Consider the following 25,749-nt stretch of genomic DNA (forward strand, 5'->3'; position numbering starts at 1 on the left):
ATCATGCTCCTAATCTAGCCAAGTCTCCAAAAATTGTTACATAAGCCATTAGTGAGAAAAGTAATATTAATCCAATCATACTTAAAATTGATTCTACTTTTTCACTGACCTTGTAGCCTGTTATAGCTTCTATTATTAATAATAATAATTTCCCACCATCAAGTGCTGGTATTGGCAATATGTTTACAACCGCAAGGTTTGCACTTATTAAGGCCAGTATAAATAATAAATTTATTATCCCAGCAGAGGTTGCCTGCCCTATAACAGAAATTACACCAACAGGTCCTGATAGCATTGAGACTCCGTATTTACCAGTAAATAATCCTCCAAGAACATTAAATACATCAGCTATTACTTCATGCGTTTTAGTAAATCCATACTTAATCACTGATCCAGGATCTTTGGAAAAACCTATACCAATAGCTGTTTTACCTTCTATTTCTTGAGGAATAATTTTTTTATCTATAATTTTTCCATCTCTATCTATTTTTATATCTAATTCTTGACCTGGTTTTTTATCAGAAATATTTTCTACTATTTCAGTCCAAGAGTTTACCTCTACATTGTTAATTTCAACAATCTTATCTCCTTTTACAAGTCCAGCTTCATAAGCAGGACTAGGATTTTTTATATGTCCAATAGAATTCGAATCTGATGGAACTCCTATAATTGAGGCTATTATTATAAAAGTTAAAATTGCAAGAATTAAATTCATAAAAACTCCCGCAACAACAACTGCCATTCTCTTATAAACTGAAACATTTGAAAAACTTCTAGGGTCATCCGAATCTCCACTTTCTCCTTCAAGTGCAACATAACCACCTAGAGGAAGAAGCCTGATTGAATATTTTGTTTCCTTTCCAGATTTTTGAAAAATTTTTGGCCCCATACCTATTGAAAATTCATTTACTCTTATACCAGCTAATTTTGCAACTGTGTAGTGGCCTAATTCATGCAGCATAATAACTAGCATAAAAACAAAAATCGAGCCTAATAATGTGTACATATATATCTCCTTAATTAAATTTAAATTTCATTTTTTCTTTCTTATTATATCATGCTTGAAATAAAAACTAAAATTAACAAACAATAAAAAAGGACTTCTCATGAAGTCCAATAATTAATATTAATTTATAAATATAGTGATGATATTAAGATTACAACAGGAATTACCATTATTACACTGTCAAACCTGTCCATAATACCACCATGTCCTGGTAATAAATTGCTATAGTCTTTTATGCCAACAATTCTTTTTATTTTAGAAGCAAACAAGTCTCCAAGTTGAGCACAAGTTGATGCAAAAATTATTAAAAGAATTAAAGACAAATCAATGTTTATATTATGGAAATGTAAGTATGCCAAAGTTAAAACTAGGCATCCAACAATCCCACCAATAGCTCCTTCAATAGATTTTTTTGGGCTTACTTTTTCTATTAGTTTATGTTTACCAAATAGACTACCAAATATATAAGCAAATGTATCTGTTGAAAATGCTATTAAAAATATCAATATTATAAAAGGAGTGCTCAAATCGCTCATTAAAGAAAATAAATATGGAGCATAAATAAAAATTAAATTCGTATAAGCAAGTGAATTTAAATCAAATTTATCATCAAACAATAAAAGCATTAGAGTTAATATTAAAATAAAAGTTATAGCAAAGTGCTTTTCTAAATTTAAATAATTCGATAATGCAAGTATTATACATCCAATTATCAATACTATTATATTTGCATTTATATCAATCTTTCTTAATGCCATACTTATTTCAATACTAGCAAGTATGCCAAGAAGGCACAAAAATGTAGTTAATAAATATGATCTAAAATATATTACTAATGCTAAAATAATAATACCTACAACTCCGGTAATTATCCTCTTATATAAATCAGGCATTTACTCCCCCAAATCTTCTGTTCCTCTTTTGGAAATCAATTATAGCCTCATATAAGACTTCTTCATCAAAGTCTGGCCACAACACATCTGAAAACCAAAATTCACTGTAAGCTAATTGGTAAAGTAAGAAATTACTAACTCTTAATTCACCACTTGGTCTTATTAATAAATCTAATTCATCCTGATATCTAGTGTATAAATAATCTTTAAATTTTTCCTCATCTAATTCTTCGATTTTTAATTTTCCACTTTCAATATCCTTATGAATAAGTTTGGTCGCATTAACTATTTCGCTTCTACCACCATAGTTAAGCCCAATATTTAGTATCATTTTATCATTGTCTTTTGTTTTTGACAATGCAGTATTAATTTCGTCTTGGACAAATTGAGGTAGGGCTGAAATATCCCCTAAAACATTAATCTTTATATTGTTTTTCATTATTATTTTTAGCTGAGACCTAATATAATAAACCAAAAGTTCCATTAACTTAGATATTTCTTCTTCTGGTCTTTTCCAATTTTCAGTTGAAAAAGCATATAAAGATAGTGATTTTATACCCAATTTATAAGAAGTTTCTACAATTTCTATTACTCTTTTAGTGCCTTCTTTGTGTCCAAAAGTTCTTGGCATATTTCTTTTTTTTGCCCATCTCCCATTGCCATCCATGATAATAGCAATATGTTTTGGTATATTATTTTTATCTATATTTTCTAATAAACTCATATTCACCTAAAAAATAAAAAGAGGCATATCAGCCTCTTTTTTTAAATTTCCATTAATTCTTTTTCTTTGTTTTCAGTTGCTTGATCAATTAACTTGATATGTTTGTCAGTAAGATTTTGGATATCTTCTTCATAAACCTTTTGTTCGTCTTCAGTTATTTCTTTATTTTTTTCAAGTTTTTTAACATCATCCATAGCTTCTCTTCTGATGTTTCTAACCGCAACTTTTGCACTTTCCCCATTTTTCTTAACAACTTTAGTAAGCTCTTGACGTCTTTCTTCAGTTAATTGAGGAATTGCAAGTCTTATAAGTTTTCCATCGTTTGATGGATTAAGTCCAAGGTCTGATTTTAATATAGCTTTTTCTATTTCTGGAATTAAATTCGCATCCCATGGTTGAATAACTAAAAGTTTTGCTTCTGGTGCTGAAATAGAAGCTGCTTGATTTAGAGGAGTTGCTTGACCATAATAATCAATGGTTATCTTATCAAGTAAGGAAGGATTAGCTCTTCCAGCCCTAATTGTTAATAAATCTTCTTTATATACAGAAACAGTTTTTGACATTCTATTTTCTATATCTTTTTTAATATCAGAAATCATAAATACTCTCCTTATTCAACTTTTGTACCTATATCTTTACCTAACACTACATCTATCATTGACGATGCATCATCTATTCCAAATACTCTTAATGGAATTTGATTTTCCATACATAATGATATAGCTGTGGTATCCATAATTTTTAAATTTTTATTAATTATTTCTAAATAAGATAATTTATCAAACTTTTTAGCATCCTTATTTATATTAGGGTCAGAATCATATATTGCATCAACGCCTTTTTTAGCAACTAATATTACATCTGCTGATATTTCAGCAGCTCTTAGGGCTGCAGTCGTATCAGTTGAAAAATAAGGATTTCCTATTCCTGCTGAAAATATAACTACCCTATTTTTTTCAAGGTGTCTTATTGCTCTTCTTCTGATATAAGGTTCAGCAACTTCTCTCATTTCAATGGCTGTTTGTACTCTTGTATCAACACCCATTTGTTCAAGTGCATCTTGTATAGCTAGTGCATTCATAACTGTTCCAAGCATACCCATATAATCAGATGTTGCTCTATCCATATTAGAAGAGTCTCTTCCACGCCAGAAATTGCCACCACCTACAACTACGCTAGTTTCAACTCCAAGTTCATTTATATGTTTTACTTGTTTAGCAATAGTTCTAATAGCTTCCATGTCAATGCCTTGTGACTTATCTCCAGCCATTGCTTCTCCGCTAAGTTTAAGCACAATTCTTTTAAAATTAGGAATCACACTACTCATCTTATTTTTGGCCCATTTGTTCTTGAACTTCTTTTGCGAAGTCTTCTTCTCTTTTTTCTAGACCTTCTCCAACTTCATATCTAATGAATCTTCTAATCTTAATATTTTCGCCAATTTTAGCTGCAATATTGTTTAGTAGGTCTTGAACTTTTATATCTGGATCTTTTATGAATTTTTGGTCTAAAAGACAAATTTCTTCATAAAATTTTTCCATACGACCTTCAACCATTTTTTCAACTATTTTTTCTGGTTTACCTTCATTTAGAGCTTGTTCTTTTAAAACAGATTTTTCATGTTCAACTTCATCAGCTGGAACTTCTTCACGGCTTAGGTATTTTGGAGCTGCTGCTGCAACTTGCATAGCCATGTCTTTTACGAATACTTTGAAGTCTTCATTTTTAGCAACGAAGTCAGTTTCACTATTAACTTCGATTAAAACACCAATTCTTCCACCGTGGATGTAAGAATCAACGATTCCTTCAGAAGCAATTCTTGAAGATTTTTTAGCAATTGAAGCTAATCCCTTTTCTCTTAATATATCGGAAGCTTTATCTATATCTCCGTTAGCTTCAACTAAAGCTTTTTTACAGTCCATCATACCTGCAGATGTTTTTTCTCTTAATTCTTTGATTTGCGCTGCTGTTATTTGCATTTTATTCCTCCTTTTAATAAAAAAGAGAGTCTTAAAGCCATAGCTTTAGAACTCTCTAAATAATCTTACTCTTCTTCTTTATCTATAGCTGGTTGATCTTCTTGAAGATCTTCTTCTGTTTGTTCAGATTCAGAATTTTCTTGGTCTGAAGCATCTTCTACTGAATAATCTTCAACTTGATTACCTTGTTTACCTTCCAATACTGCATTTGCAATTGTTTCAGTTATAAGTTTAACTGCTCTAATAGCATCATCGTTTCCAGGTATTGGATAGTCAATTTCATCTGGGTCACAGTTAGTATCAATAATACCAACTACTGGTATTCCTAAAATATGAGCTTCTTTTACAGCTATTTTTTCTTTTTTAGGATCAACAATAAAGATTGCATCTGGCATGCCACCCATATCTTTGATTCCACCTAAGAATTTTTGAAGTTTTTCTTCTTCATTTTTTAGTTGAATAACTTCTTTTTTAGGAAGTACATCGAAGATACCGTTAGTTTCCATTTCTCCGATTTCTTGTAATCTTCTAATTCTCTTATTGATTGTTTTATAGTTAGTTAGAAGACCACCTAGCCATCTTTGGTTAATATATGGCATTTCACATCTTTTTGCTTCTTTTTCAATAGCATCTTGAGCTTGTTTTTTAGTACCTACAAATAGGATTTTTCCACCTTGTTCTGATACTTCTCTTACAAATTCATATGCTTCATTAATTTTTTTGACAGTTTTTTGAAGATCTATTATATAGATACCATTTCTTTGAGTAAATATATAAGGAGCCATTTTTGGGTTCCATCTTCTTGTTTGGTGACCAAAGTGTACACCTGCCTCTAATAGAGACTTCATTGATATAACTGACAAATTTAACACCTCCGTTTTTTTCCTCCATTTTCTTCATCCATACCAGGGACTTTTAGCAACTCCTGGTATATCCAAAAATGTGTGTAATAATAAATTTTACCATCAATAAGTATAGCATAGCCATGCTAACTCATCAAGTTTTTTTATAAATTTTTTTAATATTCTAAGTCTTTATTATTATATATTGTATAAGTTAAAACTAGCATAATAATAAAGATTATAATATTTACTAAAACTCTTACCATATAAATATTTGTTTGAAGAAAATCAATTGGGTGAAAGGCTTCAAACGCTACAAAATTAGCTATATTTAGGAAGTTTCCTCCATATATTTTTCCAAACATTACAAAAATTACTAAAAATATAACAAATAAAACACTAGTACCTTCACTATAATTTGTTGATTTACTTAATGCAGAGAAAAACATACCAATGCTTAGCAATACTGATCCTGTTAAGAACAGACTTAAGAAAATTTTAGCTAAGTCTATTAGCAAGGCTGCTGATGTGATTTCATCTCCAAAAGCTGGAAGTTTTACTATAAAGAATGTTGCCACAAACAATAATAGCAAAAATACAAAATATAGTAGAATATTTGCTAAGAATTTTTGAGTAACTATTTCTACCCTGCTGATTGGATTTGAATAAATATATTGTATAGATCCATCATTTAAGTCTTTTGATAAAGAACTTGCACCTATTTGCATTGCAAAAATCGCAATGAAAAATACCATGTATTGGTAAATAAATGCAATATATTCATTTATTTTTGTATAATCAACTTCTCTATCAAAACCAAATATTTTTTGTAAACTTGGGCTTAATTGTCCTACAAAGCTATCAAATAAAGATTTCATATTTGCATCAAGCATCATTGGATATAGGGCTAGCAATAGTCCAGTTAGTATAACTACAACTAAAAACCAAGCTAGACATTTTCCAAAGTTTTGTTTAAACTCTCTTGAAAAAACCATATTATATGTCCTCCTTATTGTCTTCTTCATCAAAGTTTTCAATTACAATTGTTTCATTGATTTCACTATCTGATGAAGTTGTATCATTTATGTTAGTCATATCAATTCCGTTTATTTCATTGTTATTTATTTCTTGATCTGTAAGTGGTTGTAAATTTTGAGTAGATTGACTTTCTTCAAAATCATGATCTTCATCGCTTATTTCTTGAACGGAAATTGTGCGAGTTTCTTCTAGATTATTGTCATTATTCTCTATATTTTCTTCAACTGGATTAAATTCACTTGTCTCAGAATTTAGATTACTATCTTCTACATTTTGATTTTCTGTATTTTGATCTTCATCATTTAGTGAGTTTGCTTCTTGACTTCTATATGTGTTAGTAAGGTCTTGACTTCCTTCTTCAAAATAAGCCCTAATCTTATCTGATAATGAAGAATCTTCTATAGAGTAATTAGCTATATCACAATTAGCTATAACTCTTGATAAAATCATCATATTCTTATCATAATAAAATATTTTTTCATATGGCTCATTTTTAATTAATTTTGCATCTATATCAAGAAAAGCACCTATGTCATCAAATGGACTAAATATTTTAACAATTTTATCATTCGATGTCTTATCTTTTAGATATTCAATATCTTTAATTTCTCCCTTATATAGGTAAGCTGCTCTATCACAGTATCTTTGAGCATCTATTAAAGAATCTGTAAATAATAAAACTGTTAATCCATCCAATTCTCTTTGTTCATTTAAATAAGAAAATAAACTATCTTTTTGATTGGAATCTAATTCTTTAAGTCCCTCATCTATTACTAAAAGTCTTGGTCTAATTATTAAAGCATTAATGATACTTAATATTCTTTTTTCGCTCTCATTCATATCTGCTACTTTTAACCTAGAATTAAAATTAAAGTATGCACATAATTTATCGACTTCATCTGTATTTTTTAAATTATGAAAATTTAAAGTACTTTTAAAAATATTTGCAGCTCTGGAATTTTCATCAAATATGATTTCTTGAGGAACAAATGAAACAGATTCTTTTATTGCTTTTGAATCCTTCTTACAATCTAAATCATATATGTAAGTCTTTCCTTTTGATGGCTTTATATAATTAAACAATGTTTTTGCTAAAGTTGTTTTGCCCGAGTCTTTAAGTCCTAAAACAGCCATGCTTTCATTTTCTAGAACTTCAAGATTAAGATTGGATAATATTCTTCTTTTACCTAATCTCTTAGTTAAGTTTTCAATAACTATGGCATCCATCTTACCCACCTCTTCTTTATATTATTTTAAATATAGTTTAATACTATCACAATTCATGGCTATTTACTATTATTTAGTTTACAAAAAAGTTAAAGTATTGTAACAAAACTTTAATTTTAGCTATAATAAAGTAAATATATAAAAAGGATGATTTGATGAAATATAGAATAGAAAAAGACTCTCTAGGAGAAGTCCGTGTAGATAATGAAAAATATTGGGCTGCACAAACTCAAAGGTCTTTAGAAAATTTTAAAATTGGAAATGAAAAAATGCCAATGGAACAAATTTATTCGATTGTGACCTTAAAAAAAGCTTGTGCAATTGTTAATAATCTTAATTTGGACCTAAGTGATGAAAAATTAAAATATATTAGTCTTGCTGCTGATGAAATTTTATCATCTAAATTTGATGATAATTTCCCCCTAAAAGTTTATCAAACTGGTTCTGGAACTCAAACCAACATGAATGTAAATGAAGTTATTACAAATAGGGCTAATGAACTTGCTAAAGAAGTTTTAATTAAGGCAAATGATGATGTAAATATGTCTCAATCTTCAAATGATGTATTCCCTACTGCCATGCATATGTCAATTTATAAATCAACTGTAGAAAACCTCATCCCTGCCCTAGAAAAAATAATAGATACATTTAAAAATTTAGAAAAAGAATCTAAAGATATAGTAAAAATTGCTAGAACTCATTTACAAGATGCAACACCTATTAGGTTTTCCCAAGAATTATCTGGCTATAGGTCTGCACTAGAATATTGTAGAGAAAAAATTATTATTTCTTCAAAAGATTTATTAGAACTTCCAATTGGAGCAACTGCTGTAGGAACAGGAATAAATGCAAAGGATAACTTTTCAGAAGAAGTTTGTAAAATATTATCTAAAGAATTAGGCTATGATTTCAAACCAGCTAGAAATAAATTTCACTCTATTAGTCAAAAAGATTATTTAGTAAATTCTCACTCTAGTCTAAAAACTCTAGCAGCTGACTTATTAAAAATTGTAAATGATATAAGACTCCTTACTAGTGGACCAAGATGTGGCCTATCAGAAATTACTATTCCTAGTAATGAACCTGGCTCATCTATAATGCCTGGTAAGGTAAACCCAACCCAAGCTGAGGCTCTATCTATGGTTTGTGTTGATGTTATGGCAAATGATTATTCAATAAGCATGGCCTCATCTCTTGGAAATTTTGAATTAAATACTTTTATGCCACTCATCATAAATAATTATTTAAAATCTATTAGGGTACTTAGCGATGGTATAAATTCTTTTAATGAAAAATGTCTTGTAGGCTTAAAAGCTAATAAAAAAGTTATGGATGAAAATCTACACAAGTCTCCAATGTTAGTGACTATTTTAAATCCAATTATTGGATATGAAAAAGCTGCAAAAATTAGCCAGTTATCTATAAAGGAAGATATTTCTTTAAAAGAAGCTGCTTTAAAACTTGGATATTTAAGCGAAGAAGAATTTGATAAATATCTTGATATTGATAAGATGCTTTAATATTAGCTAGAAACTTATGTTATAATTATTTAGTATTAAGGAAATGAGGCGATTTAATGAAACTAGGTATTGTAGGACTTCCTAATGTTGGAAAATCTACTCTTTTTAACGCTCTAACTTCTGCAAAAGCTGAAGCTGCCAATTATCCTTTTGCTACCATAGATCCAAATGTTGGTATGGTTAAAGTTCCAGATGAAAGACTAAATGTTTTAAGTGATATTAGTCATAGTCAAAGGATTATAAATGCTTCAATAGAATTTTTTGATATAGCAGGTCTTGTAAAAGGAGCTAGTAAAGGAGAAGGGCTGGGCAATCAATTTTTAGCTAATATTCGTGAAGTTGATGCTATTGTCCATGTTGTTAGATGTTTCGATGATGATAATATTATCCATGTTGATGGTTCTATCGACCCATTAAGAGATATCGAGAATATAAACTTGGAATTAATATTTTCTGATTTAGAGCAAATTGAAAAAAGATTAGAAAAAGTTAGAAAACAAATGAAGGGCGACAAAGCTTTAAAGCCTGAATTTGATTTATTAGAAAAAGTACACGTTTGTCTTGAAAGCAATAAATCTATAAGAACTATTGATTTTAACGAGGAAGAAGAAAAATACTTAAAAAACTATTCTTTATTAAGTTATAAACCAGTAATTTATGTTGCGAATATTTCAGAAGAAGATCTTGCTAATGACCCTGAAAATAACCAATATGTAAAAAAAGTTGCTGAATATGCAAAAGAAAATTCAGACCAAATCATTATTGTAAGTGCAGAAATAGAATCTCAACTACAAAGTTTGGATGAAGATGAAAGAGATATTTTCTTAGAAGAATTAGGACTTGATTCTTCAGGTTTGGATAAACTAATAAAATCTAGTTATAAATTACTAGGTTTGATTTCTTATCTTACAACTGGTGAACAAGAAACAAGAGCTTGGACTATCACAAAAGGAACAAAGGCTCCTCAAGCTGCTGGAAAAATTCATACAGATATTGAAAGAGGATTTATAAAAGCAGATGTAATTTCTTATGAAGATTTAGTTGCTGCTGGATCTGTTGCAAATGCAAGAGATAAAGGCCTTATCCGTTCAGAAGGAAAAGATTATGTTGTTCAAGACGGAGATGTTATAAACTTTAAATTTAATGTATAAGTTAAAATTAAAAATGTTATAGGAAATCTAACCTATAACATTTTTTTATTTATAATTATTTTATTTTTATATTCCAGTCTTAAAACTGGAGCACCCGGAGGGATTTGAACCCTCACTCTCTGGCTTCGGAAGCCATTGCTTTATCCCTTAGGCTACGGGTGCATTAAAAGTTTGAAAGTAAATTCAAAACTTGCTTGTAATCTTGATCCGTATTATTTTTATCATAATAAACTGTATTTAAATTATCAGTATCTATACTATACAAAGGATTTCCATAAGATCCATAATAAAAGTATTCATAATTTGCATCAGCATCTTCTTTTTCTATTCTTACTATCTTGTCTTTACCCATTAATATTGCATTTAAAGTATCTTTTTCTGTATCACTACTCTTCTTGAAGTTAATTTGGTCCAAGACGTCATAGTTTTCTGCATAAGAATCTATTAAAAATACATATGAATCTATTAATCTTGTATAAGCTTTTTGATTTGCCGATAAGGCTTTTCCATTAAATAAGTGATCTTCTTTATTTAAATTGAAAAGATCAGCTTTTACAATTTCTGATTCAGGATTTTTTAAGCTTACCAAATAAGTATTTAAAAATCCTTCTTTTAAAAATACAAGATTGCTAGCAAAATCAATGTTTTCTTGGTCTAATTTATTTAACAAGAGATTAGAATCCATATTTTCATAAAACTTATATTTTAATAAAGAATTTTCTGAAATATCTTTATAAGATAAATATCCCCTTAGCTTTTCGATCCTATTATTATTTTCAACAATTTTTTCTGATATATTTGTATAATAAGTATCTAAAAATAAAAGTGATGAAATTAAAATATCTGTGCCTGATTTTTCAGACTCTTTAGCTTGAATCATTGAATTTAAATCAGCATTTATGAAAGATATCTTATTTTGATCTAAGCTATCCATAGCATTTGAAAAGTCAATCTTGTAATTAGCAGTTTCTAATTCTTTTTCTAACTTTTCTGCCTCAGTTTTTTGATATTCTAATGTTTCAAGTTTTTCATCCAAAGATTCTATATTGGACTTTTTAATTTCTATTTCTTTCTTTATCTTTTTAAGTTCTTTTCTTGCTGATGATACATTTGAATTAATTGTTGAAATACTAGCAAATGAAAAATAAAAAATTATAAGTGCTAGTATAATTGATATAAAACTTATTGTTATTAGTTTTTTATTATTTAAATTTCTCATCATTTTTACCTATTTCTTCTAATTTTTCAAGAATTCCCTTATTTTCAAAATACTTTTTACTTAATTCGTCATTTTTGCTCTTTAAGTTTAGCAAGTTTTGAGAATTTAAATCTCTAGTATTTATTCCTGCTTCTTCTAATGCTTTATAGCTATTAACTAAAGAATTAATGTCAGCACTTATCTTATTTAAATTAACGCTACCTTCATACTTGTCGTTCGCTATAGCATTTAAGTCTTGACTATAAAGTAAGGTTGAAAATAATAAAACATTATTATACTTTGACCAAGAGTTTTTTGAATTAAGGTATTTTATAGTTCCATCTGATTTAGCAAAGTCAATGAAATCAGCTATATCCAAATCTTTGTATAAATCATCAGAATACTTATCATAGTTATCGCTATTGGCAAGGTCTGAAAATTTCGATATTATTTCATCTGCTTTTTCTGATCCATAATAAGATCCTTCATAATATTTAGAATAAGCTTTTATATTTTCTTTTACATCTTCTAATATTGCTGTTTGATTATTTTTGTATTCAGAAATTTCTTTTTCTAACATTTCTTTATAATTATCACTTGGACTAAAGCCATATTTAGCTTTAAAATCTATTTCAAATTCCTTGTTTGTTTCTGTTAATTCTTGATATTTTTTAGTTTTTTCTTGTTCTTCTTTATCAACTTTTTCTAAACTAAGTCTATATTTTTCTAACTCTTCTTCAATATTTTCATTAGATCGTTTGCTAAAATAAATATATCCTGCAAAAATTAATGAAATCACTAGTATAAAAATTGATAAGAGGCTTATTATATATAGAGCTTTAGAGTTTTCTTTCATTTTATAACCTCTTTAAAATTATATTATTATCTTCACTACCAATAATTTTTTTATCCAAAGCTTTAATAATAAAGTATGACATAAACATAAGGACAAAAGAAATTATAAATATAATAAGATCCTTCTTGTCACCAGAAATAGATACTATCTTGCTTAAAGCTAGCAAAGAAATCAAAAATATTAACAAAGGGAGACCATATACAAGAGTCATGTATTTTAGAAAATAAGAATTCTTTCCTTCGATTAAAATCCTATCTCCTACATTTGCATCTATACTATTAAAATATCTCTGCCTTATAGTATTAGTTTGGGCACATCTTGCAGAGCAAGCATCGCAATTGCTACCGCAAGATTCTTCCCTAACTACTGCTACTTCTATATAATTACCATCTTTTTTTGTAACAAGTCCTATAGTTTCCATATCTCATCCTATTTTATTGTTTTAATGTGAACCTCTTCAATATCTTTATCTTCTAGTTCTGCTGGAGCTCCTGTTAATAAATCAGTTGCTGATTGTGTCTTAGGAAATGCTATTACGTCTCTGATATTTGTTGTGTTAGTAAATATCATAAGTAGTCTATCTAGACCATAAGCAAGTCCGCCGTGTGGTGGTGCTCCATATTTAAAGGCTTCTATTAAGAATCCAAATTTTTCTTCTATATCTTCATCGCTAAAGCCCATAACTTCAAACATTTTACTTTGAATATTAGGATCATTTATTCTTATAGATCCTCCACCAACTTCATATCCATTTATAACTAGGTCATATGCTTTTGCTCTCATCTTACCTAGGTCTGTATCAAATAGATCTAAGTCTTCATCCATAGGAGATGTGAATGGATGGTGAACTGCTACAAATCTTTCCTCTTCTTCATCATATTCAAATAGAGGGAATTCTGTAATCCAAGTTATAGCGTAGGTATCATCTTCAATTAGGTCCATATCTTTTGCAACTTTATTTCTTAAATTCCCTAGAGAATCATATACAACACTATTTTTATCAGCTACAAATAATAGAAGGTCTCCATCTTTTGCTTCTAATTTTTTAATTATATTTTCTATTACTTTTTCATCTAAAAATTTAGCTATTGGAGAGCTTACTTCTCCATTTTCTAATTTTATCCAAGCAAGTCCCTTTGCCCCAAAATCTTTAACAAAGTCTTCTAATTTTGAGATTTTCTTTCTTGAATAAAAAGCTGCACCATCTTTTACATTTATAGCTCTTACGCTTTTTCCTTCACTACAAGCAGATTCAAAAACTTTAAATCCACAAGATTTTAATTCTTCAGAAAGATCTACTAATTCTAGACCAAATCTTAAGTCTGGCTTATCTGATCCATACTTATCCATAGCATCTTTATATTTCATTCTTTTAAATGGAAGATCTAAATCAAGGTCTATCATTTCTTTAAAAGCTTTTTTAATAAATCTTTCATTGATTTCTATAATATCTTCCACATCAACAAAAGAAAGTTCCATATCTATTTGAGTAAATTCTGGTTGTCTATTAGCTCTTAAATCTTCATCTCTGAAGCATTTTGTAATTTGTATATACTTATCTAAGCCTGAAATCATAAGTAATTGCTTCATTAATTGAGGAGATTGAGGAAGTGCATAAAACTTACCTGCATTTACCCTAGAAGGAACTAGATAGTCTCTTGCACCTTCTGGAGTTGGTTTAGAAAGCATTGGTGTTTCAACTTCTATAAAACCTTCTTCTGAAAAGAAATCTCTTGTTATTTTATAGAATTTAGATCTTGCTTTTAAAATCTTTTGCATAGATAGTTTTCTTAGATCTAAAAATCTATATTTTAATCTCATATTTTCTGAAACGTCATCATCATCTTTGATATATATAGGTGGGACTTCAGATTTATTTAATATTCTTAATTCTTTAGCTAATACTTCAACTCTTCCAGTTGGAATATTTTCATTTATTGAAGATCTTTTTCTAACAGTTCCAACAACTGCAATTACATATTCTGATCTTAATTTGCTTGCTTTTTCAAATAATTCACTATCTTCTGTACTATCGAATACAATTTGAACTATACCTTCTCTGTCTCTAAGGTCCAAAAATATTAAAGAGCCCAGGTTTCTTTCTTTAGCAACCCATCCCATAAGTGTTAATTCTTTATCAATACAGTCTTCTGTTACTTCTCCACAATAACAGCTTCTTTTTAAGCCATTTATTTTATCTAGCATTTATTAAAATCCTCCTTAAAAAAACTCGTCCTATAAGGACGAGCTTTCTAGCGATAAACCCTTACCAATTAAGTTTTTATTTAATATTATTAAACTAATTATAAACTTGCTATTTTTCAGTGTCAAGTTAGCAGGTTCTGTGTTCAAGCTTGTCTAAAAACTCTCCTTGGTCTTTTAAAATTTTATTTTTATTCATATAATTATATGCAAATTCTGCTCCCTTATCCATGCCTTGGCAACCTGCAAATAATAAGATATCATCATCTTGCATTTTATCTAAGATTTTCCCAACTGATTCTTCTAAAGTATCAAATATTTCAACATCAATTGAATTATCTTTCATAACTTTTTTAAAAATTTCTAATTCTTCTTTTGAAACTTCATCTTTGGGACCAACTGTATCCTTGCTTAAAGTTGCATAAAATGTTTTAACAGATAATTTTTTCAACCATTTAGCGGTTTTTTCTGCACATTCTTCATTTAAATGCACTCCTCTATTTCCCCTTATAGCATATAACATCCTAAAATTCTTATATTGCATCTTTGATAAAGTTTCTAAACTTACATCTATATTTCTAACATTCGCATAGTGATCATCAACAATTTTAAATTGCTTGTCATAAATCATTTCAAAACGTCTTTCCACACCAGAAAATGAATTTAGTGATGATTGTATTTTATCTATGCTTATATTATTTAAAAGTCCAACTATTATAGCAACCACTGAATTCATAACTGATGAGTAACCTGCAACAGATAGTTCTATATCAAATGAAGATTTTTTAATATCTGCATTCTTAGTCTTTATGTCTCTTAAAATATTAAAAGTAAATTTACCCATACCAGTACTTAAGTCTAAATTAGAAATTGAAAAATCATAATTATCATTTTCTAAAGAATAAGTAAGAACTTGTGCCTTAGTTTTATCTTTTAAAACTGCAATTTTATCAAAATCCATATTTAAAACAGCAACTGCATCTTCGTTTGCTTGAGTAATTAATCTTTGCTTTACTTCATAATACCTTTCAAAACTTCCGTGTTGGTCTATATGTTCCCTACTAAAGTTATTAAATGTTACTATGTCATATTCAACATTTTTTACCCTATATAATTCTTGTGCAGATGAAGAAACTTCCATAACGACTCTTTCAATTTTTTTATCCACCATATCAGCAAAAAATTTTTGCAATTCATATGATTCTGGAGTTGTTAAAATTGATGGAATATTTACACCAACATACTTAGTATAAACTGTACCTATAATTCCTGTATTAAATCCAGCATCTTTAAAAAGTTTTTCAACCATAAATGAAGTGGTCGTTTTCCCATTTGTTGCAGTGATTCCTGTTAAATTTAATTTTTTATAAGGTTTATCAAAATAGTTCGCAGATATATCAGCTAGAGTTTTTCTTGGATTTTCTACTTTTATTTGTCCAATTTCTACATCAACAAAATCTTCAACTATAGCATAAACACAACCCTTTTCTTTTGCATCTTTTACATATTTATGTCCGTCTGTTATATATCCTTTTATAGCTACAAATATATCGTCTTTTTTTGCATTTTGGCTATTATAACAAATATCTTTTATGTCTTTTTCTTGATCAATTAGACCCTTAGTGTCAATTATTTTTACATCTTTTAATAAATCTTTTAATAACATATTACTCCTCTTTGAATTTATAATAGTCAATCTTCTTCTTTAGTACTTCATCGCCTCTATGTAAATAGTCGCGCAAATTTTTAAAATTTATTATCTGTTTTATCTTGCCATCTTTTAAAATGAATTTACTAGATGAACCCATGCCAAAGGAAATTATATCCTCTACCTCCTCTATTATGGAAATATTATATATGGATTCGTAACCCTCTAAACAATAGCCTATATTTTCAGCATTATTCAAAATTCTTTTCTGCCTGTATAAATAATATGGTCTATAGTTTTTACTTCTAAGACTTGAAAGTGAATAGTCAACAAGTCCGTCTAAATCGTTTTCAAAACTATAAGAAGACTCCAGTAATTTTGATCCCTTCTTCAAGGAAAGATTATGAATAGTTATATTTTCCGGTCTCATTTGACTGAATATATCGATGCTATTCTTAATATCTTCTTTGCTTTCATTAGGCAGTCCCATAATAAGATCCATGTTTATATTTTCTATACCAATAGATTTAGCTAAATTAAATTTATATTCTATATCCTTTAAATCAATAGGTCTATTAATTAAATCAGAACTCTTAATACTGGCTGTCTGCGGATTTAAACTTATCCTGTTTACTCCATAATTTTTCAAAATTTTTAGAGTTTCTTCATCTATGGTATCAGTTCTTCCAGCTTCTACTGTGTATTCAATTGGACTTTTAAAGCTCTTGGAGACAAGTTTTAAAAGTTTCTCTAAGTTATTATTTCCTATAGCAGTTGGTGTTCCTCCGCCAATATATATCGAATTTGGTCTTTTATTTAAATATTTAGCTTCTGTTTCTATATCAGAAAAGAGTTTTTCTAAATAAGCCTCTATCCTATCTTCTCTAGCGATCATTGTCCTAAAAGAACAATATGAACATATACTTTTACAAAATGGAATATGAATATAAATACTATAAGAATCTTTTATAAAAGAATCTAAAATTTTATTTTCTATCTCTACAACTTCCATCAAAAGATCAAGCTTTTTCTCAGATAATAAATAATAATCTTTAAAAATACCTCTACATTTGTCATATGAATAATTATTTTTACTTAATATTTTTCTTGCAAGTCTTGTAGGTCTCATCCCTGTTAGGATTCCCCAATCGCTACTTTCTATATAGGGATGGATGTTTTTATAAATTGATATTTTTATAGAGTTTATTAAATCATCTTTTTCAATATTTAAATCAAATTCTATATCTATATCTTTATATTTGAAAATAGCTCTTCCTCTATCAATAAAAATCTTTAAGTAGAGAGAGTTTTCCCCATTACATGAAGGAAAACTCATTGTCATAAATTCATATATTTTGTGGTAAACTAATTCATTTTCACAAATTATTTTTATCATACTAGGTTATTGATAAATGGATTGTTTTCTTTTTCAAATCCTATTGTAGTTTCTGGTCCATGTCCTGGAAGTACCAATGTATCTTCTGGTAATTTCATTAGTTTTAAAAGTGAATCTATTATTTGATCATAATCTCCACCTTCAAAATCTGTCCTTCCAATTGAGCTTCTGAAAAGAGTGTCTCCACTAAATAAAACATTATTTAACAATAGACAAATTCCACCAGGTGTATGACCAGGTGTTTCTATAATCTTAAAAGCATTGCCTGAAAATTCAACTTCATCGCCTTGTCTTAGTAAGATATCAGCATTTAATTTATTTCCAATTTCACTTGATCTTTTTTCTAAGATTTTATCCTCTATTTCTCCAGTATAAATCTTAACACCATATTTCTTTGCAACTTCTTTTGCTGCCCCAAAATGATCTGGATGAGCATGGGTTATAATAATTTTTTCTGGTTTAAATCCTTTTTTATCAATTGTTTCTATTATTTTATTCGCTTCATCGCCTGGATCAATAATTACTGCATTGTTATCTTCATCAAACACAATATAGCAATTAGTTTGATATACTCCAAGCACTAATCTAATAATTTTATAATTCAAATCAAAACTCCTTTTCGCTATCCAATAAAATAGTTACAGGCCCATTGTTTACAAGTTCAACTTGCATATCAGCACCATACTTTCCAGTGCAAATATTTATATTATCTTGCTTAGCCTTTTCGATAAACTTTTCATAAAACTCTACTCCATCATCAAAGCAAGCAGCTCTTACATAGCTAGGTCTATTACCTTTTCTTGCATCTCCATATAGTGTAAATTGTGAAACCAAAAGTAAATCATTTTCTTTATCAATAAGACTTTTGTTCATTACTCCATTTTCATCATCAAAAACTCTTAAATTTACTACTTTTCTATATATATAATCTAAATCTTTCTCTTCATCGTCCTTTGATATTCCAAGCAGAACTAGAAGTCCATCAGATATTTCAGAAATTTTTTCTCCATCTACTGTTACGGATGCATTTGTTACTCTTTGAACAACCGCTCTCATCTTAAACTTCCTCCTAACCTTTTATCCTGTATGCATCAATTACATTATCTATTTTTTTGATCTTATCAATGATTTGATTTAATTCTTCTTTATTTTTTATTTCAACAACAAGGTCTAAATACAAGTCATGTTCCTTGTTTACTCTAGCATTTAGTGAATGTAGTTTTAATTTATGGTCATTAATTTTGCTTGCTACATCTGAAATAATATTTCCCTTATCAAAAGCCCTAACTTCAATTTCTGCATTGTAGCTTGCAGATTTATCGCTATCCCAATAAACTTCAACCATTTTATTGGAGCTTAAATCTCTTATATTTGTACAGTCGCTTCTGTGAACTGAAATTCCTCTACCCATTGTTATATATCCAACAACATCATCGCCTGGAACTGGGTTACAACATTTTGCAAATCTAACTTTGACATTGTTTAGGTCTTTAACAATAATTCCATCTTGGGATACCTTGTTTGTTTTTTGAACATTTTCCTCAACTACAGGTGTATCACCCTTGTGAGTACTTTTATAGATATCAACTAGCTTTGCTATAACTTGGTTAACTGTTATACTTCCAAATCCTACCGCTGCATATAAGTCGTCTAGACTAGGGAAATTGAGTTTTTCTTTTACTTCTTCTAACCATTCTTCTTTTACAATATCTGAAACTTTGTAACCAAGTTTTTTGGCTTCGTTATCTATGCTAGATTTTCCAATCTCGATATTTCTATCTCTATCTTTGATTTTAAAATATTGTTGTATTTTCTTTTTAGCTTGGTTGCTTTTAACAATCTTCAACCAATCTCTAGATGGGCTAGCATTCTCACTTGTTATAATTTCAACAATATCGCCGCTTTTTAAAACATAGTCTAGAGGAACCATTCTTCCACTAATCTTTGCACCCATACAAGTATTACCTATTGCAGAGTGAATTCTATAGGCAAAATCAATTGGAGTAGATCCTTCTGGCAAGTTTATAACATCGCCGTTTGGTGTAAATACAAATACTTCATCTGAGAAAAAGTCAATTTTTAGGGTTTCTATAAAATCATTTGGGTCATTAAATTCTTTTTGCCATTCTAGAAGTTGTCTTAGCCAAGTTAAATTTTCATCAAAAGATGTGGTCTTAGTTTGACCTGATTTATATTTCCAGTGAGCAGCAATACCATATTCAGCAACTTGGTGCATCTTATAAGTCCTAATTTGAACCTCAAAAGTTTCTCCATTATCATCAATTACAGTTGTGTGCAAAGATTGATAATTGTTAGGTTTTGGCATGGCAATATAATCTTTAAATCTTCCTGGAATTGGTTTCCAAAGAGTATGAACAACACCAAGCACTCCGTAGCAATCTTTTATATCATCTACTAAAACTCTTATTGCTGATAAGTCATAAATTTCATCAAAGGCCTTGCCCTTTATTTTCATCTTTTTGTATATGGAATAAAAGTTTTTAGGTCTTCCATGAATATCTGATTTTATTCCAATCTTATCAAGATTTTCTTTTAAAGTTTTTATTGTTGAGTTTATTAAATCTTCTCTCTCATTCCTTCTTTTATTTATCATATCCATCAATTGATAATAATTTTCTGGATCTAAATACCTAAGTGAAGAATCTTCAAGTTCCCATTTAATCTTGCTCATACCTAATCTATCAGCTATTGGAGCATATATTTCCAATGTTTCTAGAGCTTTTTCTTTTTTCTTCGCATCAGTCATATATTCAAGAGTTCTCATATTGTGCAATCTATCTGCTAGTTTTACAATTATAACCCTTATATCTTTAGCCATAGCAAGAACCATTTTTCTTATATTTTCTGCTTGTTTTTCTTGCTTTGTTTTATAGTTTAGTTTTTTAAGCTTAGTAACCCCGTCAACTAAATTGGCTATTTCTTCCCTGAACATATTCTTTATATCATCATATGTTACATCTGTATCTTCTATAGTATCGTGTAATAGTCCTGCTATAATTGTTGGAGTATCCATGTGCATATCTGCTAATATCATTGCCACATTTAAAGGATGTATTATATAATCTTCTCCAGAATTTCTTTTTTGTCCTTTATGATGGTCATATGCAAGTTTATAAGCTCTTCTTAGCATTTCTTCATCTAATTCAGGATTATATTTTTTTATTTTTTCTATTAATTCTTCAATCATTTTTAGCACCACTTACCCTATAATTAGTAATATTAAGCTGTATATTTGTACGACCATTAAAGCTATTAAACTTCGGTTCATACACAAAATCTAAGCTAAAATTTGAGCTATTATTAATAAATAAGCTATTTGCCCTATCATTTCCAACAGCAGCAGAAATATTAGCTCTAAAACTATCTATATTTTCAAATAAAATCGCATCAGCCTGGTCTTTACCATCACTTAATACCATTTTAATAACATTATTATTTTTACCAAAAACTTTAAAATCAACAATCTTCAAATTTTTGCTTACAAATAAAGGTCTTGGATTTTCCTTGCCAAATGGAGCAAGTTTTTCTAAATCGTGTAAAAGATAATTATCTATATTGGCTAAATTTGTATTCACATCAATATAAACTTTTCTTACCAAATCAGATTTTTTTAAATCAGAATTATTATTTACTTTTATAACAAAATCTTCAAATACATCATTTTTCATACTCATTCCACAGGCCATAGCATGTCCGCCAAAGCTTTCTAGCATATTTTTTTGCTCTGAAATTTTCTCAAACATATTGTATTCATCAATACTTCTTCCAGATCCCTTGAGCATATCACCAATTTTTGTAAAGACTATGCTAGGATGATTGTATTTTTCTTTGATTCTTCCAGCAATTATACCGACCACAGACTCATCTAAGTTTTCATCTCTTACTATAATAACTGGGAATTTTTTATCTATTTTATATTTATCTATTATTGCATCAATTGATTTAAATCCATCATCTGTATATTTTTGTCTCTTTTGATTCAAATCTCTTAAGTAGGAAGCTATCCCCAAGGCCTTTGAATAATCTTTTTCTAACAATAACTCCAATGCAATTTTTGCATCCTCAATTCTTCCACTAGAATTTATCGTCGGCCCAATTATAAAACCAATATGATATACATCAATTTTTTTATCCTTTAGGCTAGACTGTTCAATCAAGGCTCTTAAACCCAAATTAGCGGTCTGATTAAGCTTTTCTAATCCATAATAGACAAGTATTCTATTTTCATCTATAAGTGGCATAATATCACAAATAGTAGCTATAGCAGCGTATTGTAGATACTTATCAAAAAATTCATTCTCATCTTTGCCAGAGATTTTAAAAAGATATTCTATTAGTTTAAAAGCAACAAAAGCTCCACATATATCTCTAAAAGGATATTTCGAAGAAGCTATTTTGGGATTAATAATTGCAAGTGCATCAGGCAATATCTCTTTTCCATCCAATATAGGCGATTCGTGATGGTCTGTTACTATAACTCCAATTTTCTTTGAATTTGCATAATCAATTTGTTCTTTTGCAGCTATACCATTATCGCAAGTTATTATTAAATCAATTTCATCTAAAGAAGCCTTATCTATTAGTCTCTTATTAATTCCATATCCATCTTTATGTCTAGAAGGTATATCATAATCAACATTTGCTCCAAGTTCAGAAAGTCCTTCCACTAGAATATAAGAACTCATGACACCATCAACATCATAATCTCCTATAATTCTAATTTTTTTCTTATTTTTTATTGTATTAATTATAGTATTTGATGCTTTTATAAGATTTGGAAGTAATAAGGGACTATGTAAATTTTCTAGCTTTGGATCTAAAAATTTTACAACATCTTCTTCAATTTGAATTTTCCGATTTGATAATATTTTTAAAATTATTTCACTTGTATTTAATTTTTTCGGATCTACATAAATATCATTATTTGCTTTTAAAAACCATTTCTCCATCTGCATATCACACCTATTATATTAATAAAGTATATCATAAATCATATTATTAATAAATACTTCTAGATGCTTGCAAAAAAAGAAGAGCGTCGATTTTATCGACACTCTTACATCTCATTAGCTACTATAGAAATAGCACATTCAATTCTTTTCTTTTCCATTTTGCAACCTATTTCAAATGGTTCTTTTATATTTCCATTTGAATAAAATGCATTTGCATGGCAGCCCCCACTACAATAATATCTAGCCCAGCATGTTGGACAAGATTTTTTTGTATATATATTTGTGGATTTAAATTCATCTCTTAATTCTGTATTTTTAATTCCGTTGAAAATATCCCCTAGCTTAAATTCTTCTTCGCCAACAAATTGGTGACAAGGATAAACATCTCCTTCAGGAGTTATAGCTACATATTCTGAGCCTGCACCACACCCAACACTTCTTTTAACAGCACAAGGACCTTGATTTAAGTCAATCATAAAATGGAAAAATAAAAAGTCTTTATCTACTTTTCTAATTTTCATATAATCTTTACTTAATTTTTCATATTCTTGTAAAATCTTTTCAAGGTGTTCTTCTCTTATTGCATAGGGTTCTTTTTCATCTGTAACTACTGGTTCGATTGATGTCTTTTCAAAACCTTCTTCATAAAAAGTTTTTAAATCTTCTGAAAAATCTAAATTACTATTAGTAAATGTACCTCTGATATAGTAGTCTTTATCGCCCCTTTTTTCTACTAATTTTTTAAATTTTGGAACGATGATATCATATGAACCTTTGCCATTTACTGTTGGTCTCATGCAATCATTTATATCTTTTCTTCCATCGAGTGATAAAACAACATTATCCATGTTTTCGTTAATAAAATCTATCTTGTCATCACTTAATAAGACTCCGTTTGTTGTTATTGTAAATCTAAAGTGTTTATTGTGTTCTTTTTCTATTTTTCTTCCATATGCAACCAGCTTTTTAACAAGATCAAAGTTCATGAGAGGCTCTCCACCAAAGAAATCAAGTTCGATATTTCTTCTGTTTCCTGAGTTTTCTATTAGAAAATCTAAAGCTCTTTTGCCAACTTCTTCATTCATAAGTTCTCTTTGTCCTTTGAAATTTCCTTGAGAAGCAAAACAATAATTACAGCTTAAATTACAATCATGAGCAACGTGTAGACAGGCCGCTTTAATTATATTAGCTTCATTATAATGCTCTTTTAAAAAAGTTTGATCTTCTGAAAAAAGTAAACCTTCCTCTTTTAATATTTTAATCTCATCCAAAGCTTCAGCTATTAATTCTTCTTCATATTCTTTTTTATATTTTTCAATTATTTCAGATTTTGTCATATTTTCAAAATCATCCACTAAATCATAAATTATCTTATCTACCACATGGACAGATCCGCTTGCTATATCTAAAATAATATATTTATCATTTAAATAAAATTTATGAATACCCATTTTAATCCCATCTTTCTAAAATAAATAATTGGGTTGTATATACAACCCAATTATTTATTAGTATTTTCACACTTTTGATTTCCTACTGTACAGCTAGTTTTACAAGCTGATTGGCAAGATGTTTGGCATTCACCACATCCACCTTTAGCAAAAGTGTCTTTAATATTTTTTCTTGTTAGTGTTTTTATTAATTTCATATGTACCCCCAGAATTTTATTTTAGATCTTCTTTATCGTTAATGACACCATTAACTCCCCACTTCATTAGTTCGATTCTAGTATTATTTCCAGAACTTTCTATGGCTATATAGTCTTCTTTTATTAAAACTATTTTACCTTTTATTCCACCTATAGTGATGATTTCATCACCAACTTTAAGGTTACTTCTCATATCCTTAATTTCATTTTCTCTCTTTTTTTGAGGTCGAATAAATAGAAAATAGAAAGCTGCTATCATTAATATGAAAGGTGCTATACTTCCAATTAATTGGTTAGTATCCAAAAAATCCCTCCTATCTATCCATCTATAGATTAATTATAACCATATTTTTTATAAAAGTCATCTTTTAATGACTTGAAATTATCATTTTTTATAGATTCTCTAATTTTTTCCATAAGTTCTATCAAAAAGTATAAATTATGAATTGTTGCAAGTCTAAGTCCAAGTATTTCATCTACATTAAATAAGTGTCTGATGTAGGCTCTTGTGTAATTTTTACAAGTGTAACAATCACAATTATGATCTAATGGACTAAAATCTTCTTTATATCTTGCATTTTTTATAACAAGTCTGCCATCTGATGTAAATACTGTTCCATTTCTAGCTATTCTTGTTGGTAGAACACAGTCCATCATATCTATTCCTCTTTCAACAGATTCAAAAATATAATTAGGTGAACCAATTCCCATATTATATCTTGGTTTATCTTCAGGTAGAAACTGTATAGTATGATCAAGCATTTCATTCATAAGTTCCAAGGGTTCTCCAACACTTAATCCACCTATTGAATAACCCGGGAAATCTAAATCAACAAGATCTCTTGCAGATCTTTCTCTTAAATCTTTGTACATACCACCTTGGACTATTCCAAATAAAGCTTGTTTATCTGTATTTTTATGGTGGTCTTTGCATCTTTTTGCCCACCTTGTAGTTCTTTCCATGGAATTTTTAATATAATCATAATCAGCTGGATAAGGTGCACACTCATCAAAGCTCATCATTATATCTGAGCCAAGAGTGTTTTGTATATCAATTGATATTTCTGGCGATATAAATTGTTTAGATCCATCTATATGAGACCTAAACTCTACACCATCTTCATATATTTTTCTATTATTGGCTAAACTGAAAACTTGAAATCCTCCACTATCAGTAAGTATCGGTAGGTCCCAATTCATAAACTTATGAAGACCGCCTGCCTTTTTTATGATATCCATTCCAGGCCTTAAATAAAGATGATAAGTATTTCCAAGGATAATTTGGGATCCTATATCTTTTAATTCATCTGGTGTCATAGTTTTTACAGTGGCCCTTGTACCTACTGGCATAAATATTGGTGTTTCAATTTCTCCATGGTCTGTATAAATTTTTCCAAGTCTTGCATTACATTCATTGGATTTTTTTATTAATTCGTATTTAAACATAA

The 25,749-nt window shown here is 28.9% G+C and carries 25 protein-coding genes and 1 tRNA gene; 2 read left to right on the forward strand and 24 right to left on the reverse strand.

Going from position 1 to position 25,749, the window contains the following annotated elements:
- Window position 1 precedes the first annotated feature (1 nt).
- The 9 genes from rseP to HGPB_RS04445 all read right to left on the reverse strand — a co-directional run bounded on the left by rseP (window position 2) and on the right by HGPB_RS04445 (window position 7,709).
- The gene (rseP, locus tag HGPB_RS04405; RefSeq protein ID WP_019132488.1) at window positions 2–1,006 is read right to left on the reverse strand and encodes an RIP metalloprotease RseP; all 1,005 of its coding nucleotides are present in this window, start codon (window positions 1,004–1,006) and stop codon (window positions 2–4) included.
- Window positions 1,007–1,131: 125 nt separating this feature from the next.
- On the reverse strand, window positions 1,132–1,899 hold the full coding sequence (locus HGPB_RS04410; protein WP_019132489.1) for a phosphatidate cytidylyltransferase: 768 nt from the start codon (window positions 1,897–1,899) through the stop codon (window positions 1,132–1,134).
- Window positions 1,892–2,623: an undecaprenyl pyrophosphate synthase gene (locus HGPB_RS04415; protein ID WP_019132490.1), complete on the reverse strand. Its 732-nt coding sequence runs from the start codon at window positions 2,621–2,623 to the stop codon at window positions 1,892–1,894. The genes HGPB_RS04410 and HGPB_RS04415 overlap by 8 nt, the downstream gene beginning before the upstream one ends.
- 41 nt (window positions 2,624–2,664) lie before the next feature.
- Window positions 2,665–3,222 carry a ribosome recycling factor gene (gene frr, locus HGPB_RS04420; protein WP_019132491.1) on the reverse strand — a complete coding sequence of 186 codons (558 nt, stop codon included), beginning with the start codon at window positions 3,220–3,222 and terminating at the stop codon, window positions 2,665–2,667.
- A gap of 11 nt (window positions 3,223–3,233) precedes the next feature.
- Window positions 3,234–3,938 (reverse strand): UMP kinase, encoded by a 705-nt coding sequence (gene pyrH, locus HGPB_RS04425; RefSeq protein ID WP_036738381.1) that lies wholly within the window; start codon window positions 3,936–3,938, stop codon window positions 3,234–3,236.
- A gap of 13 nt (window positions 3,939–3,951) precedes the next feature.
- Window positions 3,952–4,602: a translation elongation factor Ts gene (gene tsf, locus HGPB_RS04430; protein ID WP_019132493.1), complete on the reverse strand. Its 651-nt coding sequence runs from the start codon at window positions 4,600–4,602 to the stop codon at window positions 3,952–3,954.
- Window positions 4,603–4,667: 65 nt separating this feature from the next.
- Window positions 4,668–5,465 carry a 30S ribosomal protein S2 gene (gene rpsB / locus HGPB_RS04435; protein WP_019132494.1) on the reverse strand — a complete coding sequence of 266 codons (798 nt, stop codon included), beginning with the start codon at window positions 5,463–5,465 and terminating at the stop codon, window positions 4,668–4,670.
- A 155-nt stretch (window positions 5,466–5,620) separates the two neighbouring features.
- Window positions 5,621–6,439: an ABC transporter permease subunit gene (locus tag HGPB_RS04440; protein ID WP_019132495.1), complete on the reverse strand. Its 819-nt coding sequence runs from the start codon at window positions 6,437–6,439 to the stop codon at window positions 5,621–5,623.
- 1 nt (window position 6,440) lies between these two features.
- Entirely contained in the window at window positions 6,441–7,709 is a 1,269-nt protein-coding gene (locus tag HGPB_RS04445; protein WP_019132496.1) for an ATP-binding cassette domain-containing protein, read from the reverse strand.
- 155 nt (window positions 7,710–7,864) lie between these two features.
- Between HGPB_RS04445 and HGPB_RS04450 the strand changes: the two genes are divergently transcribed.
- Window positions 7,865–9,229, forward strand: coding sequence for a class II fumarate hydratase (locus tag HGPB_RS04450; RefSeq protein ID WP_019132497.1), 1,365 nt, complete (start codon window positions 7,865–7,867; stop codon window positions 9,227–9,229).
- Between the two features lie 56 nt (window positions 9,230–9,285).
- Window positions 9,286–10,380 carry a redox-regulated ATPase YchF gene (ychF, locus tag HGPB_RS04455; protein ID WP_019132498.1) on the forward strand — a complete coding sequence of 365 codons (1,095 nt, stop codon included), beginning with the start codon at window positions 9,286–9,288 and terminating at the stop codon, window positions 10,378–10,380.
- 86 nt (window positions 10,381–10,466) lie between these two features.
- Here the strand turns inward: ychF and HGPB_RS04460 are convergent.
- The 15 genes from HGPB_RS04460 to tgt form a co-directional block, all read right to left on the reverse strand.
- A tRNA-Arg gene (locus HGPB_RS04460) sits at window positions 10,467–10,542 on the reverse strand.
- A 1-nt stretch (window position 10,543) separates the two neighbouring features.
- A complete protein-coding gene (locus tag HGPB_RS04465) occupies window positions 10,544–11,599 on the reverse strand; it encodes a hypothetical protein (RefSeq protein WP_019132499.1) in 1,056 nt (351 codons plus the stop codon).
- Window positions 11,583–12,434 carry a hypothetical protein gene (locus HGPB_RS04470; RefSeq protein ID WP_019132500.1) on the reverse strand — a complete coding sequence of 284 codons (852 nt, stop codon included), beginning with the start codon at window positions 12,432–12,434 and terminating at the stop codon, window positions 11,583–11,585. The genes HGPB_RS04465 and HGPB_RS04470 overlap by 17 nt, the downstream gene beginning before the upstream one ends.
- A 1-nt stretch (window position 12,435) precedes the next feature.
- Window positions 12,436–12,855, reverse strand: a complete 420-nt coding sequence (locus HGPB_RS08460; protein WP_019132501.1) for a SoxR reducing system RseC family protein — start codon at window positions 12,853–12,855, stop codon at window positions 12,436–12,438.
- Between the two features lie 8 nt (window positions 12,856–12,863).
- Window positions 12,864–14,639, reverse strand: a complete 1,776-nt coding sequence (aspS, locus tag HGPB_RS04480) for an aspartate--tRNA ligase (RefSeq protein WP_019132502.1) — start codon at window positions 14,637–14,639, stop codon at window positions 12,864–12,866.
- A gap of 127 nt (window positions 14,640–14,766) precedes the next feature.
- Window positions 14,767–16,302, reverse strand: a complete 1,536-nt coding sequence (locus HGPB_RS04485) for a Mur ligase family protein (protein WP_019132503.1) — start codon at window positions 16,300–16,302, stop codon at window positions 14,767–14,769.
- Window position 16,303: 1 nt separating this feature from the next.
- On the reverse strand, window positions 16,304–17,680 hold the full coding sequence (gene hemZ, locus HGPB_RS04490) for a coproporphyrinogen dehydrogenase HemZ (protein ID WP_019132504.1): 1,377 nt from the start codon (window positions 17,678–17,680) through the stop codon (window positions 16,304–16,306).
- Window positions 17,677–18,285 carry an MBL fold metallo-hydrolase gene (locus HGPB_RS04495; RefSeq protein WP_019132505.1) on the reverse strand — a complete coding sequence of 203 codons (609 nt, stop codon included), beginning with the start codon at window positions 18,283–18,285 and terminating at the stop codon, window positions 17,677–17,679. Before HGPB_RS04495 ends, hemZ begins: the two co-directional genes overlap by 4 nt.
- A gap of 1 nt (window position 18,286) precedes the next feature.
- Entirely contained in the window at window positions 18,287–18,736 is a 450-nt protein-coding gene (gene dtd, locus HGPB_RS04500; RefSeq protein ID WP_019132506.1) for a D-aminoacyl-tRNA deacylase, read from the reverse strand.
- 13 nt (window positions 18,737–18,749) lie between these two features.
- Window positions 18,750–20,888 (reverse strand): RelA/SpoT family protein, encoded by a 2,139-nt coding sequence (locus tag HGPB_RS04505; protein ID WP_019132507.1) that lies wholly within the window; start codon window positions 20,886–20,888, stop codon window positions 18,750–18,752.
- Window positions 20,881–22,650, reverse strand: a complete 1,770-nt coding sequence (recJ, locus tag HGPB_RS04510) for a single-stranded-DNA-specific exonuclease RecJ (RefSeq protein WP_019132508.1) — start codon at window positions 22,648–22,650, stop codon at window positions 20,881–20,883. The genes HGPB_RS04505 and recJ overlap by 8 nt, the downstream gene beginning before the upstream one ends.
- A 107-nt stretch (window positions 22,651–22,757) precedes the next feature.
- Window positions 22,758–24,104 (reverse strand): thioether cross-link-forming SCIFF peptide maturase, encoded by a 1,347-nt coding sequence (scfB, locus tag HGPB_RS04515; RefSeq protein ID WP_019132509.1) that lies wholly within the window; start codon window positions 24,102–24,104, stop codon window positions 22,758–22,760.
- A 50-nt stretch (window positions 24,105–24,154) separates the two neighbouring features.
- Window positions 24,155–24,301, reverse strand: coding sequence for a six-cysteine ranthipeptide SCIFF (scfA, locus tag HGPB_RS04520; RefSeq protein WP_019132510.1), 147 nt, complete (start codon window positions 24,299–24,301; stop codon window positions 24,155–24,157).
- A 16-nt stretch (window positions 24,302–24,317) separates the two neighbouring features.
- Window positions 24,318–24,605, reverse strand: a complete 288-nt coding sequence (gene yajC, locus HGPB_RS04525) for a preprotein translocase subunit YajC (RefSeq protein WP_019132511.1) — start codon at window positions 24,603–24,605, stop codon at window positions 24,318–24,320.
- A 29-nt stretch (window positions 24,606–24,634) separates the two neighbouring features.
- A complete protein-coding gene (tgt, locus tag HGPB_RS04530) occupies window positions 24,635–25,747 on the reverse strand; it encodes a tRNA guanosine(34) transglycosylase Tgt (protein WP_019132512.1) in 1,113 nt (370 codons plus the stop codon).
- Window positions 25,748–25,749 lie beyond the last annotated feature (2 nt).

The sequence above is a fragment of the Peptoniphilus obesi ph1 genome (assembly GCF_000311865.1).
In the GTDB taxonomy this organism is placed as follows: Bacteria; Bacillota; Clostridia; order Tissierellales; family Peptoniphilaceae; genus Peptoniphilus_E; species Peptoniphilus_E obesi.